Annotated in this window: 14 protein-coding genes; 8 read left to right on the top strand and 6 right to left on the bottom strand. The window is 63.4% G+C overall.

Features of this window, described 5'->3' with window-relative positions:
- Nucleotide 1 precedes the first annotated feature (1 nt).
- Nucleotides 2-1,333, bottom strand: a complete 1,332-nt coding sequence (locus tag H681_RS13700; RefSeq protein WP_015475035.1) for an IS4 family transposase — start codon at nt 1,331-1,333, stop codon at nt 2-4.
- Nucleotides 1,334-1,453: 120 nt separating this feature from the next.
- Nucleotides 1,454-1,729 (bottom strand): cold shock domain-containing protein CspD, encoded by a 276-nt coding sequence (gene cspD / locus H681_RS13695; protein WP_015477463.1) that lies wholly within the window; start codon nt 1,727-1,729, stop codon nt 1,454-1,456.
- Nucleotides 1,730-1,955: 226 nt separating this feature from the next.
- Here cspD and clpS point away from each other — a divergent pair, with 226 nt between their 5' ends.
- Nucleotides 1,956-2,318 carry an ATP-dependent Clp protease adapter ClpS gene (gene clpS / locus H681_RS13690; protein ID WP_041711993.1) on the top strand — a complete coding sequence of 121 codons (363 nt, stop codon included), beginning with the start codon at nt 1,956-1,958 and terminating at the stop codon, nt 2,316-2,318.
- Between the two features lie 28 nt (nt 2,319-2,346).
- Nucleotides 2,347-4,620 carry an ATP-dependent Clp protease ATP-binding subunit ClpA gene (clpA, locus tag H681_RS13685; protein WP_015477461.1) on the top strand — a complete coding sequence of 758 codons (2,274 nt, stop codon included), beginning with the start codon at nt 2,347-2,349 and terminating at the stop codon, nt 4,618-4,620.
- Nucleotides 4,621-4,703: 83 nt separating this feature from the next.
- Here the strand turns inward: clpA and infA are convergent, their stop codons facing one another.
- The 4 genes from infA to trxB form a co-directional block, all read right to left on the bottom strand.
- Nucleotides 4,704-4,922, bottom strand: a complete 219-nt coding sequence (infA, locus tag H681_RS13680; protein ID WP_002553999.1) for a translation initiation factor IF-1 — start codon at nt 4,920-4,922, stop codon at nt 4,704-4,706.
- A gap of 105 nt (nt 4,923-5,027) precedes the next feature.
- Entirely contained in the window at nt 5,028-5,735 is a 708-nt protein-coding gene (locus H681_RS13675; RefSeq protein WP_015477460.1) for an arginyltransferase, read from the bottom strand.
- 31 nt (nt 5,736-5,766) lie between these two features.
- Nucleotides 5,767-6,471 carry a leucyl/phenylalanyl-tRNA--protein transferase gene (gene aat, locus H681_RS13670; protein WP_015477459.1) on the bottom strand — a complete coding sequence of 235 codons (705 nt, stop codon included), beginning with the start codon at nt 6,469-6,471 and terminating at the stop codon, nt 5,767-5,769.
- A gap of 39 nt (nt 6,472-6,510) precedes the next feature.
- A complete protein-coding gene (gene trxB, locus H681_RS13665) occupies nt 6,511-7,461 on the bottom strand; it encodes a thioredoxin-disulfide reductase (protein WP_015477458.1) in 951 nt (316 codons plus the stop codon).
- Nucleotides 7,462-7,631: 170 nt separating this feature from the next.
- Here trxB and ftsK point away from each other — a divergent pair, with 170 nt between their 5' ends.
- From ftsK to H681_RS13635, 6 genes are read left to right on the top strand one after another with little or no spacing between them, the layout of a single operon-like run.
- Nucleotides 7,632-10,097 (top strand): DNA translocase FtsK, encoded by a 2,466-nt coding sequence (ftsK, locus tag H681_RS13660; protein ID WP_442961245.1) that lies wholly within the window; start codon nt 7,632-7,634, stop codon nt 10,095-10,097.
- A gap of 19 nt (nt 10,098-10,116) precedes the next feature.
- Complete coding sequence (lolA, locus tag H681_RS13655; RefSeq protein ID WP_015477456.1) at nt 10,117-10,740, top strand: outer membrane lipoprotein chaperone LolA; 624 nt, start codon at nt 10,117-10,119, stop codon at nt 10,738-10,740.
- Nucleotides 10,741-10,776: 36 nt separating this feature from the next.
- The gene (locus tag H681_RS13650; RefSeq protein WP_015477455.1) at nt 10,777-12,102 is read left to right on the top strand and encodes a replication-associated recombination protein A; all 1,326 of its coding nucleotides are present in this window, start codon (nt 10,777-10,779) and stop codon (nt 12,100-12,102) included.
- Between the two features lie 46 nt (nt 12,103-12,148).
- Nucleotides 12,149-13,429: a serine--tRNA ligase gene (gene serS, locus H681_RS13645; protein WP_015477454.1), complete on the top strand. Its 1,281-nt coding sequence runs from the start codon at nt 12,149-12,151 to the stop codon at nt 13,427-13,429.
- A 1-nt stretch (nt 13,430) separates the two neighbouring features.
- Nucleotides 13,431-14,816: a siroheme synthase CysG gene (gene cysG, locus H681_RS13640; protein ID WP_015477453.1), complete on the top strand. Its 1,386-nt coding sequence runs from the start codon at nt 13,431-13,433 to the stop codon at nt 14,814-14,816.
- Nucleotides 14,813-15,160 carry a lysozyme inhibitor LprI family protein gene (locus H681_RS13635; RefSeq protein WP_015477452.1) on the top strand — a complete coding sequence of 116 codons (348 nt, stop codon included), beginning with the start codon at nt 14,813-14,815 and terminating at the stop codon, nt 15,158-15,160. The genes cysG and H681_RS13635 overlap by 4 nt, the downstream gene beginning before the upstream one ends.

The following is a 15,160-nucleotide window of genomic DNA, read 5'->3' as shown; positions in this document are numbered from 1 at the left end:
TTCACTTAAGCGGAGCAGCCTTGCAATCCACTGGGTAGCGGGACTTGGAGATCTTCACCGTCCTTGGTCTTGAGGGCCTTGGACGGTGATCCAGAAACAGTCCTCCGAGTCCCGATCTCAGCTCCGAGAGGCGCCTGCCTGTTGCCGAAATCGGGTTGGCCGCCGCCATCACGATCAATTGCACGGCGATATAGTGGGCCACCGGCTTGAAACGTATGTCGCTTGGGGAACGGCCAAAGGCCACCGCAGCCTGACTGGCCTCACGGCGGATGATGTTGTAGGCCAGCAACACTCCCCAGACCTCTTGATAGACCAGTTCCTTGACCTTGCTGCGCAGGGTCATTGCATTCTGCTGTAAGGAGCTTTTGATATCCCGGAAGCCCAGCTCGATCTCCCAGCGTTCCTGGTACAGCTTCACCACGGCTTTGGCGTTATGGATATCCGCCGGCAGTGAGGTCAAAAGGGTTTTTACCTTGCCCCCTACTTCGTAGCTGACCTCACGCACCTCCCAGTGCGTTGGCAGGTCCGGATTGCGCTTGCGTGCCGGGGTCGACACCTTCATGCGCAGCAGGCGATCCCCTTTGCCGTAACGCGTCACCTCCTCGCTGACCAGGGCCTTGCGTGCCGGAATCAACCAATGACGGTTGTCACCGCCCTTGGCCAGCCCCAGTAGCAAGTCAGCACTCCAAAATCCCTTGTCGAACAGCGTCACCGAGTGATCGGGAACCTGCTGCAGGAATGTATCGGCCAAGCGCATTTCGCTACGGCGGTAGGGACTCAGCTGGGCATCCAGGATCAGGTGCGAGCGCACATTCATCAGGGCTGCAAGCCGCAGCATGGGGAATGGTGTCTGGCGGTCGGTGGAGGTATTGCCAGAGCCGAAATGCTCCCGGAGTTCGGGGGTGTCTGGGGTGCGCAGCAGTGCGCCATCCACGGCCAACACCTGCAAGCCCTGCCAGGTATCGCCGTCGTAGCGCTCGCGGCCCCATTGGTGACCCGTCTGGCGAAACAGCCACTCAACCGGATCGGCACCCAACCGTTTGCGCGCCTCGGTGACGCCACTTCTGGCCAGAAGGTCGTAGGAGGCCAGCCCCTGGGCGCAGATGTTCAGACGCCTTGCCACTTCATGGACCGGTTCGTCGCGGAACAACGCCATCCCCAGCACCAGCCAGAGCACCTGGTCGCTGGGCAGGCGGCGCCGCCGGATGGTCGCCTGGGCGGAAAGGTCCAGCGCGGACGCCACCCACTCGACCGGAATGTTCTGGGTGAAGGTGCTCAAATCGGAGAAGTTGAACAACTCGCCTAGGTCGAGCAGTTGCTGTTGGAAAGACATAAAAAATCCGATGCCAGAAGTCTGGCATCGGATTTTCAGGGAGCCGCGACAACAGCTCAAATGCTTAAGTGAACAGCATTAGGCTGATGCCGGCCTTTTCATTCTGCTGATCCGGGGGGATCAGGCCTCTGCCGTGATGTTCTGGATCTCGCTGCTCGGGGCAGTCTGGGCGGAGGGAATGGATGCGTTGGCGTTGATGGGTTGGATGTTGACCGCATGCAACCCCTTCGGACCTTGCAGGATCTCGAAGCTGACGGGCTGGCCGGCCTTGAGTGTCTTGTAGCCATCCATCTGGATCGCCGAGTAATGAGCGAACAGGTCCTCATCTCGGCCTTCAGCCAGGATGAATCCATAGCCCTTGGCGTTGTTGAACCACTTGACCTTACCGCTGAGCATGCTGATATCCCTCTGCAAAGGACTCCATCGCTGGAGTATCATCCACTACTATTCCGCTTCAGCCTTTAACGAGACTGGCGTCCGGAACTCCTGATACCCTCCGGGGGTATCCTTTGGTTGTAACACCCTTTTGCCGTTAGTCAAGGCGGCATCGTCTGGGCCTGAGAGGCGATTCAAACTCCAGTCGGCCCCCTCATTCACCCACTCGCAAAGCTTTTATTCCAGCATGCATGCAAGTAGCCAGATTCGACTAACATTCAATCAGGACCGCCCGGATCCATTGGAAGACGAAGGGACGGGGCTCGCGGTCGAGGAATCCAAGCCTGCGCTGAAAGCACCGTCCATGTATCGGGTCATCATGTTCAACGATGATTACACCCCGATGGATTTCGTGGTCGAGGTGCTCGAGCTGTACTTCAACATGAACCGTGAGCAGGCAACCAAGGTCATGTTGACCGTGCATACTCAAGGCAAGGCGCACTGCGGGACCTTTACCCGTGATGTCGCGGAAACCAAAGCCATGCAGGTCAATCAATATGCGAGGGAGAGCCAACATCCACTGTTGTGCGAAATAGAGAAAGAAGGTTGATGCGGATGTTTGGGAGCGAGGTGAAGTCATGTTGAATCGAGAGCTCGAAGTCACCCTCAATCTCGCCTTCAAGGAGGCGCGGGCGAAACGGCATGAGTTCATGACCGTTGAGCACTTGCTGTTGGCGCTTCTGGACAATGAAGCTGCCGCAACGGTCCTGAGAGCGTGTGGAGCCAATCTGGACAAGCTGCGGCGAGACCTGCAGGAGTTCATCGACTCCACCACGCCGCTGATCCCCCAGCATGATGAGGATCGCGAGACCCAGCCGACCCTGGGCTTCCAGCGCGTATTGCAGCGCGCGGTGTTTCACGTTCAGAGCTCCGGCAAGCGCGAAGTGACCGGCGCCAACGTGCTGGTGGCCATCTTCAGCGAACAGGAAAGCCAGGCGGTGTTCCTGCTCAAGCAGCAAAGCGTTGCACGGATCGACGTGGTCAACTACATCGCCCACGGTATCTCCAAGGTGCCGGGCCATGCCGAGCAGCAGGACAGCGAACAGGACATGCAGGACGAAGAGGGCGGCGAGTCATCCACCTCCAGCCATCCGCTGGATGCCTATGCCAGCAACCTGAACGATCTGGCGCGCCAGGGGCGCATCGATCCGCTGGTTGGCCGCGAGTCGGAAGTCGAGCGCGTCGCGCAGATCCTCGCGCGCCGTCGCAAGAACAACCCGCTGCTGGTCGGCGAGGCGGGCGTCGGCAAGACCGCTATCGCCGAAGGTCTGGCCAAGCGCATCGTCGATGGCCAGGTGCCGGATTTGCTGTCCGACAGCGTCGTCTACTCCCTGGATCTGGGGGCATTGCTGGCGGGTACCAAGTACCGTGGCGACTTCGAAAAGCGCTTCAAGGCACTGCTCAATGAGCTGCGCAAGCGGCCGCATGCGGTGCTGTTCATTGACGAAATCCACACCATCATCGGTGCCGGCGCGGCGTCGGGCGGGGTGATGGATGCCTCCAACCTGCTCAAGCCGCTGCTGTCTTCCGGAGAGATCCGCTGCATCGGCTCGACTACCTTCCAGGAGTTCCGTGGCATCTTCGAGAAGGATCGCGCGCTGGCTCGCCGCTTCCAGAAGGTCGACGTCACCGAGCCGTCCATCGAGGACACCGTCGGTATCCTCAAGGGGCTGAAGCCACGCTTCGAGCAGCACCACCATATCGAGTACAGCGATGAAGCGCTGCGCGCCGCCGCCGAGCTGGCCGCCCGCTACATCAATGACCGGCACATGCCGGACAAGGCCATCGACGTGATCGACGAAGCGGGTGCCTACCAGCGCCTGCAGCCCGAAGAGAAGCGTGTGAAGCGCATCGAGGTGCCGCAGGTCGAGGACATCGTCGCGAAGATCGCGCGGATTCCGCCCAAGCACGTGTCCAGCTCCGATAAAGAGCTGCTGCGCAACCTCGAGCGTGACTTGAAGCTGACCGTGTTCGGTCAGGCGGCGGCCATCGAATCGCTGTCCACGGCTATCAAGTTGTCGCGCGCCGGTCTCAAGTCGCCGGACAAGCCCGTCGGCTCGTTCCTGTTCTCCGGCCCGACAGGGGTGGGCAAGACCGAGGTGGCTCGCCAGTTGGCCAAGGCGCTGGGCGTGGAGCTGGTGCGCTTCGACATGTCCGAGTACATGGAGCGGCATACCGTGTCTCGTCTGATCGGTGCGCCTCCGGGCTACGTCGGCTTCGACCAGGGCGGCCTGCTCACCGAGGCGATCACCAAGACTCCACATTGCGTGCTGCTGCTGGACGAGATCGAGAAGGCGCATCCGGAAGTCTTCAACCTGCTGCTGCAGGTAATGGATCACGGCACCCTGACCGACAACAACGGGCGCAAGGCGGACTTCCGCAATGTCATCCTGATCATGACCACCAACGCGGGCGCGGAAACCGCGGCGCGGGCCTCCATCGGCTTCACGCTGCAGGATCACTCGACCGACGCGATGGAAGTGATCAAGAAGAGCTTCACGCCGGAGTTCCGCAACCGCCTGGATACCATCATCCAGTTCGGTCGTCTCAGTCACGAGACCATCAAGAGCATTGTCGACAAGTTCCTCACCGAGCTGCAGGCGCAGTTGGAGGACAAGCATGTGCAGATCGAGGTCAGCGATGCGGCGCGCGGCTGGTTGGCGGACAAGGGCTACGATCCGCAGATGGGCGCGCGCCCGATGGCGCGGCTGATCCAGGACAAGATCAAGCGGCCGCTGGCTGAGGAGATCCTGTTCGGCGAACTGGCCGAGCATGGGGGGGTGGCCCATGTGGATCTGAAGGATGGCGAGCTGGCCTTCGAGTTCGAGGTGATCGCCGCGGAGCCGGCCTGACGAGCATCAGGCTCAAACGAAAACGCCCGGCAATGCCGGGCGCTTTTATATGTGCCGGCTTCGACTGCCGGCGCTACCGTCCGTCAGCGGGCGCGGTAGGTGATACGACCCTTGGACAGGTCGTAGGGCGTCAGTTCTACGCGAACCTTGTCGCCGGTCAGGATGCGGATGTAGTTCTTGCGCATCTTGCCGGAGATGTGCGCGGTAACGACGTGCCCGTTCTCCAACTCCACGCGGAACATGGTGTTGGGCAGGGTGTCGACGACAGTGCCTTCCATTTCGAAGCTGTCTTCTTTCGACATGCAGTAGAACCCTCGGTATCTATGGTTGCCTGAAGTTTCAGGTCATTAAAAAAGGCACACATTGTGCCTGAAATTGCCTCATCACGCCAAGTGGCGCGTAATGGATCAGTTCAGCACCACCCAGCGCTGGTTCACGAACAGCTCGATTGGCCGGTACTGGGTCTTGTAGTTCATCTTCCGGCAGTTCTTGATCCAGTAGCCGAGATAGACCGCATGCAGGCCCAGGCGGTGAGTCTCGGCGATCTGCCAGAGGATGGCGAAGCGGCCCAGGCTGCGGCGCTCTTCGTCGGGGTCGTAGAAGGTGTAGACCGCCGAGAGTCCATTGGGCAGCACGTCGGTGACGGCCACGGCCAGCAGGCGGCCCTGCAGGCGGAACTCGAAGAAGCAGCTGAACGGCAGGTCGCGCACCAGGAAGGTGGCGAACTGGTCGCGGCTGGGCGGGTACATGTCTCCGTCAGCGTGGCGTTGCTCGATGTAGCGCATGTACAGCGCGTAGTACTCCTCGGTGAAGGTCGGCCGCTTGCGGAGGATCTCGAGGTCGGTGTTGCGCTTGAGGATGCGTTTCTGCTGGCGGCTGGGCTGGAAGCTGGTGGCCGGGATGCGCGCCGGGATACAGGCGGTGCAGTGCTGGCAGTGGGGGCGGTACAGGTGCTCACCGCTGCGCCGGAAGCCGACCTCCGAAAGCGAGGCATACAGCTGCGTGTCCATAGGCTGACTGGGGTCGAGGAACAGGGTGGTGGCCTGCTCCTCGGGCAGATAGCTGCATGGATGCGGCTGTGTGGCGTAAAACTTCAGGCGGGCGAGCTCGGTCATCTTCAACCCCTGCGAGGACCCTCTGGCAAGTTTATGTCAGGCTGGGCTGGTCCGCTTGGGAAGTCCAGTCCAGTAATGGCGATTGGTCGAGATGGCGGCGCAGATAGGCGGAAAATTCCCGTCGGGAAATGGCTCGCGCACCAAAGCTGTGCAGGTGCTGGGTCGGCATCTGGCAGTCGATCAGTTCGAAGCCGGCAGTCTTCAGGCGCTGCACCAGGCCGACGAACGCTACCTTGGAGGCATTGTCCGCGCGGCTGAACATGGATTCGCCGAAGAACAGCCGGCCAATGGCCAGCCCGTAAAGGCCGCCGACCAACGCGTTGCCGTCCCAGGCTTCCACCGAATGTGCGATGCCCATGCGATGCAGCTCGCAGTAGGCCTGCTGCATTGGCGTGGTGATCCAGGTGTCGTCGGCGTAGTCGCGCGGGCCGGCGCAGCCGTGGATGACCTGCTCGAAGGCCTGGTCGATGGTGACCTGATAGCGCTGCTGGCGGATGAGCTTTGCCAGGCTGCGGGAAACGTGCAGTTCGTCGGGGAACAGCACGGTGCGCGGATCGGGCGACCACCAGAGGATCGGCTGGCCGTCCTGGTACCAGGGGAAGCAGCCGTGGCGATACGCCTGGACCAGTCGGCGCGGGTCGAGATCGCCGCCGGCCGCGAGCAGGCCGTTGGGCTCGTGCAGGGCCTTGTCCAGGGGTGGGAAGTCGAAGTTGTCGCGAGAAAGCCAATTGAGCATGGGTGGAGGAGGGGAGGGCGGGCCTCCCCCTTTGACCGATCAGTTGTCGTCGAGGAACTTTTCGGCGTCCAGCGCGGCCATGCAGCCGGCGCCGGCGGAGGTGATTGCCTGGCGGTAGACGTGGTCGGCCACGTCGCCTGCGGCGAACACGCCTTCGATGCTGGTCTGGGTGGCGTTGCCTTCGGCGCCACCCTTGATCTTCAGGTAGCCGTCATGCATTTCCAGTTGGCCGGTGAACAGGTCGGTGTTGGGCTTGTGGCCGATGGCGATGAATACGCCGGACAGGTCCAGTTGGCGGGTTGCGCCACTTTCGGTGTTCTTCAGGCGTACGCCGATCACGCCCATGTCATCGCCCAGGACTTCGTCCAGGGTGGTGTTCCAGTGCAGGCGCACATTGCCGTTCTGGGCTTTCTCGAACAGCTTGTCCTGGAGGATTTTCTCCGAACGCAGCTTGTCGCGGCGGTGGATCAGGTGGACTTCCTTGGCGATGTTGGACAGATACAGCGCCTCTTCCACGGCGGTGTTGCCGCCGCCGACCACGCAGACCACCTGGTTGCGGTAGAAGAAGCCGTCACAGGTGGCGCAGGCGGAAACGCCCTTGCCCATGAAGGCCTGCTCGGAGGACATGCCCAGGTACTGCGCGGAGGCGCCGGTGGCAATGATCAGCGCGTCGCAGGTGTAGGTACCGCTGTCGCCCTTGAGGGTGAAGGGCTTTTGCTGCAACTCGGCGGTGTGGATGTGGTCGTAAACGATCTCGGTATCGAAACGCTGGGCGTGCTGCTCCATGCGCTGCATCAGGGCGGGACCGGTCAGGCCCTCGACATCGCCGGGCCAGTTGTCGACTTCGGTAGTGGTGGTGAGCTGGCCGCCGGGCTGGATGCCGGTGATGACAACAGGCTTGAGGTTGGCGCGCGCGGCGTACACGGCAGCGGTATAGCCCGCGGGGCCGGAGCCCAGGATGATCAGGCGCGAATGCTTGACTTCACTCATAAAAAGACTCCATAAGCCTTTGTCACGTAAGAGAATGCATGCTCCAATTGAGCAGCCGAAAATCGGTGATGGGCTATGCTACACCGAACCTCGGAAAGCCGGCAAAAGCGCCGTCGGACGCTTCCGGGCTCGCTGGCATCGGCTGGCCAAAGCCGTACAATAGGCCTGTTTTGAGGCTCAACGACTCTCGGACGCGCGTAGAGCGCAGGAATAGACGCGTTTTGAAGGACACCACCACAGCAAGCCATGCCGCCGCCTGGCGTCAGCAACTGCACTATCGCCTGAAGGAAGGGGCGTTGATCGCGCTGGGCGCGCTCTGCCTTTACCTGTGGATGGCGCTGCTCACCTATGATCCGTCCGATCCGGGCTGGAGCCATTCCAGCCACGTCGAACAGGTGCAGAACGCCGCCGGTCGCCTGGGCGCACTGAGCGCCGACATCCTGTTCATGGTGCTGGGCTATTTCGCCTACCTGTTCCCGCTGCTGCTGGCGGTGAAGACGTATCAGGTCTTCCGCAAGCGGCACATGTCCTGGGAATGGAGCGGCTGGCTGTTCTCCTGGCGCCTGATCGGCCTGGTATTCCTGGTGCTGGCCGGTTCCGCGCTGGCCTACATCCATTTCCATGCCAGTGGCAGCCACATGCCGGCCAGCGCCGGCGGCGCCCTGGGCGAGAGCCTGGGGCAACTGGGGGTCAATGCGCTGAACGTGCAGGGCAGCACCCTGTTGTTCCTGGCCTTGTTCCTGTTCGGCATGACCGTCTTTGCCGACCTGTCCTGGTTCAAGGTCATGGACGTGACCGGCAAGATCACCCTCGATCTCTTCGAACTGATCCACAACGCCGCCAATCGCTGGTGGAGCGCTCGCAGCGAGCACAAGCAACTGGTCGCCCAGCTGCGCGAAGTGGATGAGCGCGTGGCCGAAGTCGCCGCGCCCATCGTTGCCGACCGGCGCGAGCAGGCCAAGGTCAAGGAGCGCCTGATCGAGCGCGAGGAAGCCCTGGTCAAGAGCGTGCAGGAGCGCGAGAAGCGTGTGGCGCCGAAGATCGACGTGCCACCGCCTGCCGTCAAGTCCGCCGAGCCGAGCAAGCGTGTGCTGAAGGAGAAACAGGCGCCGCTGTTCGTCGATACCGCCGTGGAAGGCACGCTGCCGCCGCTGTCGATCCTCGATCCGGCCGCCGAGAAGAAGCAAAGCTACTCCCCGGAATCCCTGGAGGCCATGTCGCGCCTGCTGGAGATCAAGCTCAAGGAGTTCGGTGTCGAGGTCGTGGTGGAATCGGTCCATCCGGGCCCGGTGATCACCCGTTTCGAAATCCAGCCGGCCGCAGGCGTGAAGGTCAGCCGCATCTCCAACCTGGCCAAGGACCTGGCGCGTTCGCTGGCGGTGATCAGCGTGCGCGTGGTGGAAGTTATCCCCGGCAAGACCACCGTCGGCATCGAGATTCCCAACGAAGACCGGCAGATGGTGCGCTTCTCCGAAGTGCTGATGACGCCGGAATACGACGAACACAAGTCCACCGTGCCGCTGGCCCTGGGCCACGACATCGGCGGCAACCCGATCATCACCGATCTGGCGAAGATGCCGCACTTGCTGGTGGCCGGTACCACCGGTTCCGGTAAGTCGGTGGGCGTGAACGCCATGCTGCTGTCGATCCTGTTCAAGTCCACGCCCGACGAGGCGCGCCTGATCATGATCGACCCGAAGATGCTGGAATTGTCGATCTACGAAGGCATCCCGCACCTGCTCTGCCCGGTGGTCACCGACATGAAGGAGGCTGCCAACGCCCTGCGCTGGAGCGTTGCCGAGATGGAGCGCCGCTACAAGCTGATGGCGGCGATGGGCGTGCGTAATCTCGCTGGCTTCAACCGCAAGGTGAAGGACGCGGAGGAGGCTGGCACGCCGCTGACCGACCCGCTGTACCGCCGCGAGAGCATGGAAGACGAGGCACCGTTGTTGCAGACCCTGCCGACCATCGTAGTGGTGGTCGACGAATTCGCCGACATGATGATGATCGTCGGCAAGAAGGTGGAAGAACTGATCGCCCGTATCGCCCAGAAGGCGCGCGCGGCGGGCATCCACCTGATCCTGGCGACCCAGCGTCCGTCGGTGGATGTGATCACCGGCCTGATCAAGGCGAACATCCCGACCCGTATCGCCTTCCAGGTATCCAGCAAGATCGACTCGCGCACCATTCTCGACCAGGGTGGCGCCGAGCAACTGCTGGGCCACGGCGACATGCTCTACCTGCCGCCGGGCACCGGCCTGCCGATCCGCGTCCACGGCGCTTTCGTCTCCGATGAGGAAGTGCATCGCGTGGTCGAAGCATGGAAGCTGCGTGGTGCGCCGAACTACATCGAGGACATCCTCGCCGGCGCCGAAGAAGGCGGTGGCGGCGGTTCCTTCGAGGGTGGTGGTGGCGAAGGCGGCGAGGGCAGCGAGGACGATCCGCTTTACGACGAGGCCGTGCGTTTCGTCACCGAAAGCCGTCGTGCGTCCATTTCCGCCGTGCAGCGCAAGCTGAAGATCGGCTACAACCGCGCCGCACGGATGATCGAGGCGATGGAGATGGCCGGCGTGGTCACCCCGATGAATACCAATGGCTCGCGCGAAGTCATCGCGCCGGCCCCGATCCGTGATTGATTCGACTTCGAGGATTTCGATGCGTCTGATCCGCCTGTTGTTCGTTGCTGCGCTGGCTTGTGCTGGCGTCCAGGCCCATGCCGACGATGCCGCCGCCCAGCGTCTGAGCGGGATGCTCAGCAAGGCCCAGACCCTGACCGCACGTTTCTCCCAGCTGACCCTGGACGGCAGCGGCACCCGCCTGCAGGAAACCGCCGGTACCCTGGGCCTCAAGCGTCCGGGCCTGTTCCGCTGGCACACCGATGCACCGAACGAGCAACTGCTCATCTCCAATGGCGAGAAGATCTGGCTCTATGACCCGGACCTGGAGCAGGTGACTATCCAGAAGCTCGACCTGCGCCTGACCCAGACCCCGGCGCTGTTGCTCTCCGGCGATGTCTCGAAGATCGGCCAGAGCTTCGACATCACCGCGAAGGACGGTGGTAACGTGGTGGACTTCATCCTCAAGCCCAAGGCCAAGGACACCCTGTTCGACAGCCTGCGGATTTCCTTCCGCAGCGGCGTGGTGAATGACATGCAACTGATCGACAGCGTCGGCCAGCGCACCAACATCCTGTTCTTCGACGTGAAGATGAACGAGGCGATGGACGCCAAGCAGTTCGTCTTCGACGTGCCCAAGGGCGTCGACGTCATCCAGGAGTGACCGGCTTCGCGCCGGATTGATCGATAGGTAAGATTCGTGGACCTGTTCAGCTCCTCCCCCGTTTCCCAGCCCCTGGCCGCGCGCCTGCGCGCGACCAGCCTGGACGAGTACGTCGGCCAGGAGCACCTGCTCGCCCGCGGCAAGCCGCTGCGTGAGGCGCTGGAGCAGGGCGCGCTGCACTCGATGATCTTCTGGGGCCCGCCCGGGGTGGGCAAGACCACCCTGGCGAAGCTGCTGGCCCAGGTCACCGATGCGCACTTCGAGACCATCTCGGCGGTGCTCTCGGGCGTGAAGGAAATCCGCCAGGCGGTGGAAGTGGCCAAGCAGCATGCCGCGCAGTACGGCCGCCGGACCATCCTCTTCGTCGACGAAGTGCACCGCTTCAACAAGAGCCAGCAAGACGCCTTCCTGCCCTATGTGGAAGACGGCACCCTGATCTTCATCGGAGCGACCACCGAGAACCCGTCCTTCGAGCTGAACAACGCGCTGCTCTCCCGCGCCCGCGTCTATGTGCTGAAAAGCCTGGACGAAGCGGCCCTGCGCCGGTTGGTCGAGCGTGCGCTGACCGAAGAGAAGGGCCTGGGCAAGCGCAACCTGAGCCTGCCCGACGACAGCTTCGCCATCCTCATGGCCGCCGCCGACGGCGATGGCCGGCGCCTGCTCAACCTGCTGGAGAACGCCTCCGACCTCGCCGAGGACAATGGCGAGATCAGCGCCGAGCTGCTGCAGAACCTGCTGGGCGACTCGCGCCGGCGCTTCGACAAGGGTGGCGAGGCCTTCTACGACCAGATCAGCGCGCTGCACAAGTCGGTGCGCGGCTCCAGCCCTGATGGCGCGCTGTACTGGTATTCGCGCATGCTCGATGGCGGCTGCGATCCGCTGTACATCGCCCGTCGCGTGGTGCGCATGGCCAGCGAAGACATCGGTAACGCCGATCCGCGTGCCCTGACCCTGTGCCTTCACGCCTGGGATGTGCAGGAGCGCCTGGGCAGTCCGGAAGGCGAACTGGCCATTGCGCAGGCTATCGTCTACCTGGCCTGTGCGCCGAAGAGCAATGCCGTCTACAACGCCTATAACACGGCGCGCCGGGACGTGGCGGAGAGTGGCTCGCTGGAAGTGCCGCTGCACTTGCGCAACGCACCGACCAAATTGATGAAGAACCTGGGCTATGGCGACGAGTATCGTTACGCCCATGATGAGCCGGATGCCTATGCGGCCGGAGAAGACTACTTCCCCGAGTACATGGAGCCGCGCCAGTATTACCAACCCGTGCCGCGCGGGCTGGAGCTGAAGATCGGCGAGAAGTTGCGCCACCTGGCGAATCTCGACCAGAGCAGTCCGCGCAAGCGCAGAAAATCCTGAAGTGGCGCCCGCGAGCGCCGCCCGACACTAGACACGAGAAGACAGCATGCTCGATTCCAAACTGGTTCGTACCCAGCCGCAGGAAGTGGCCGAACGCCTGGCCACCCGTGGCTTCACCCTGGACGTGGCGCGCATCGAAGCGCTGGAGAGCCAGCGCAAGTCCGTGCAGACCCGCACCGAGACCCTGCAGGCCGAGCGCAACTCGCGTTCCAAGGCCATCGGCCTGGCCATGAAGAACGGCGAAGACGTCGCGCCGCTGAAGGCCGAGGTCAATCGCATGGCCGAGGAGCTGGAATCCGGCAAGCGCGAACTGGACGCCATCCAGGCCGAGCTGGACAGCCTGCTGCTGAACATCCCGAACCTGCCACACGAATCCGTGCCGGTGGGCGCCGACGAGGAAGAGAACGTCGAAGTCCGTCGCTGGGGCACCCCGCGCACCTTCGATTTCGACATCAAGGACCACGTCGCCCTGGGCGAGCAGCACGGCTGGCTGGACTTCGAGACTGCCGCCCGCCTGTCCGGTGCCCGCTTCGCCCTGATGCGCGGCCCGATCGCCCGCCTGCATCGCGCCCTGGCGCAGTTCATGATCGACCTACACACCCGCGAGCATGGCTACGAAGAGGCCTACACCCCCTACCTGGTGCAGGCTCCGGCGCTACAGGGCACCGGCCAGTTGCCGAAGTTCGAGGAAGACCTGTTCAAGATCCAGCGCGAAGACGAAGCCGACCTTTACCTGATCCCGACCGCCGAAGTCTCGCTGACCAACATCGTTGCCGGGCAGATCCTCGACGCGAAGGAGCTGCCGCTGAAGTTCGTCGCCCACACGCCCTGCTTTCGCAGCGAAGCCGGTGCATCGGGCCGCGACACCCGCGGCATGATCCGCCAGCACCAGTTCGACAAGGTTGAGATGGTGCAGATCGTCGAGCCGTCCAAGTCCTGGGAGGCGCTGGAGAGCCTGGTCGGCAACGCCGAGAAGGTCCTCCAGGCCCTGGAGCTGCCATACCGTGCCTTGGCACTGTGCACCGGCGACATGGGCTTCGGCGCCGCCAAGACCTACGACCTCGAAGTCTGGGTGCCGAGCCAGGACAAGTACCGCGAGATTTCCTCCTGCTCCAACTGCGGCGACTTCCAGGCCCGCCGCATGCAGGCGCGCTACCGCAACCCGGAAACCGGCAAGCCGGAGCTGGTGCACACCCTCAACGGCTCGGGTCTGGCCGTGGGCCGCACGCTGGTCGCCGTGCTGGAGAACTACCAGCAGGCCGACGGTTCGATCCGCGTACCGGAGGCGCTCAAGCCGTACATGGCGGGCATCGAGGTCATCGGCTGAGATGGACTTCCTGCCGCTGTTCCACATCCTGCGCGGACGTCGCGCGCTACTGGTCGGCGGCGGTGATGTCGCACTGCGCAAGGCGCGTCTGCTGAGCGACGCCGGCGCAGTGCTGCGAGTCGTGGCTCCGGAAGTGCATTCGGAGCTGCGTGAGCTGATCGAGGAGGGCGCGGGCGAATTGCTCCTGCGCCCCTACGCTCAGGGTGATCTTCAGGATTGCGTTCTGGTCATCGCCGCCACCGACGATGAGCCGCTCAATGCCCAGGTTTCCCGCGACGCCAACGAGCGTGGCGTTCCGGTCAATGTCGTCGATGCGCCGGCCCTGTGCAGTGTGATCTTCCCGGCCATTGTCGACCGATCGCCACTGGTGGTGGCGGTTTCCAGTGGCGGCGATGCGCCGGTGCTGGCTCGCCTGCTGCGCGCCAAGCTGGAAACCTGGATTCCCGCGACCTATGGCCAGTTGGCCGGCCTCGCCAGCCGCTTCCGCGAGCGCGTGAAACAACGCCTGCCGGACCTGCAGCAGCGCCGCAAGTTCTGGGAAGAGGTGTTCCAGGGCCCGGTCGCCGAGCGCATGCTCGCCGGCCAGCCGAGCGAAGCCGAATGCCTGCTGGCGGACAAGCTGGAAGCACCGCAGGCCGAGTCTCGCGGTGAGGTCTATCTGGTCGGCGCCGGTCCGGGCGATCCCGATCTGCTGACCTTCCGCGCCCTGCGCTTGATGCAGCAGGCCGACGTGGTGCTCTACGACCGACTGGTTGCGCCGGCTATTCTCGAGCTGTGCCGTCGCGATGCCGACCGACTCTACGTCGGCAAGCGCCGCGCGGACCACGCCGTGCCGCAGGACGAGATCAATCGCAGGCTGGTCGAGTTGGCCCAGCAGGGCAAGCGCGTGCTGCGCCTGAAGGGCGGCGATCCGTTCATCTTCGGCCGTGGTGGCGAGGAGATCGACGAACTGGCGGCCAATGGCATCTCGTTCCAGGTCGTGCCGGGTATTACGGCGGCCAGCGGTTGCGCGGCCTACGCCGGTATTCCGCTGACTCATCGTGATTACGCGCAGTCCGTGCGCTTCGTGACGGGCCATCTGAAAGACGGCAGCACCGACCTGCCGTGGAACGATCTGGTCGCCCCCGGGCAGACCCTGGTGTTCTACATGGGCCTGGTCGGCTTGCCGGTCATCTGCGAGCAACTGGTGCGTCACGGTCGTTCCGCCGATACGCCGGCGGCGCTCATCCAGCAGGGCACCACGGTGCACCAGCGCGTGTTCACTGGCACCCTGGCGAACCTGCCGCAGCTGGTGGCCGAGCACGAAGTGCATGCGCCGACCCTGGTGATAGTCGGGGAAGTGGTGCAACTGCGCGACAAGCTCGCCTGGTTCGAAGGGCAGCGATGAGGACGGTGCATGGGGTGGCACTGGGCGTCGCTTGCGCCCTGGGTTTCGTCGTGTTGCCGGCCTCCGCCGCCAGCTTCGACTGCCGCAAGGCGAAACAGGCTGATGAGAAGGCCATCTGCGCCGACCGCCAGCTGTCCGAGCTGGATGTGCAGATGGCCACGACCTATCGCCTGCTCAGAGGGCTGTTCGCGATGGGCATGCGCGGCAATCTGGGCGATTCGCAGCTCGCGTGGCTGGAGCAGCGTCGCGCCTGTGGTACGGACAAGGCCTGCCTGAAACAACGCTACCAGGAGCGCCTCGACGCGCTGCAGAAGGTCTACGACGGCATCGACAAGCCGATCTGA

It is taken from the genome of Pseudomonas sp. ATCC 13867 (genome assembly GCF_000349845.1).
Classification (GTDB): domain Bacteria; phylum Pseudomonadota; class Gammaproteobacteria; order Pseudomonadales; family Pseudomonadaceae; genus Pseudomonas.
Note: the sequence above shows the minus strand (reverse complement) of the source record. Positions and strands in the feature narration are given on the sequence as shown.

Bases quoted from the DNA above. Each gene is read 5' to 3' on its own strand.
- H681_RS13700 (WP_015475035.1), bottom strand. From the start codon at position 1,333: ATGTCTTTCCAACAGCAACTGCTCGACCTAGGCGAGTTGTTCAACTTC.
- cspD (WP_015477463.1), bottom strand. From the start codon at position 1,729: ATGCTCAGCGGTAAGGTCAAGTGGTTCAACAACGCCAAGGGCTATGGA.
- clpS (WP_041711993.1), top strand. From the start codon at position 1,956: ATGCATGCAAGTAGCCAGATTCGACTAACATTCAATCAGGACCGCCCG.
- clpA (WP_015477461.1), top strand. From the start codon at position 2,347: ATGTTGAATCGAGAGCTCGAAGTCACCCTCAATCTCGCCTTCAAGGAG.
- infA (WP_002553999.1), bottom strand. From the start codon at position 4,922: ATGTCGAAAGAAGACAGCTTCGAAATGGAAGGCACTGTCGTCGACACC.
- H681_RS13675 (WP_015477460.1), bottom strand. From the start codon at position 5,735: ATGACCGAGCTCGCCCGCCTGAAGTTTTACGCCACACAGCCGCATCCA.
- aat (WP_015477459.1), bottom strand. From the start codon at position 6,471: ATGCTCAATTGGCTTTCTCGCGACAACTTCGACTTCCCACCCCTGGAC.
- trxB (WP_015477458.1), bottom strand. From the start codon at position 7,461: ATGAGTGAAGTCAAGCATTCGCGCCTGATCATCCTGGGCTCCGGCCCC.
- lolA (WP_015477456.1), top strand. From the start codon at position 10,117: ATGCGTCTGATCCGCCTGTTGTTCGTTGCTGCGCTGGCTTGTGCTGGC.
- serS (WP_015477454.1), top strand. From the start codon at position 12,149: ATGCTCGATTCCAAACTGGTTCGTACCCAGCCGCAGGAAGTGGCCGAA.
- cysG (WP_015477453.1), top strand. From the start codon at position 13,431: ATGGACTTCCTGCCGCTGTTCCACATCCTGCGCGGACGTCGCGCGCTA.
- H681_RS13635 (WP_015477452.1), top strand. From the start codon at position 14,813: ATGAGGACGGTGCATGGGGTGGCACTGGGCGTCGCTTGCGCCCTGGGT.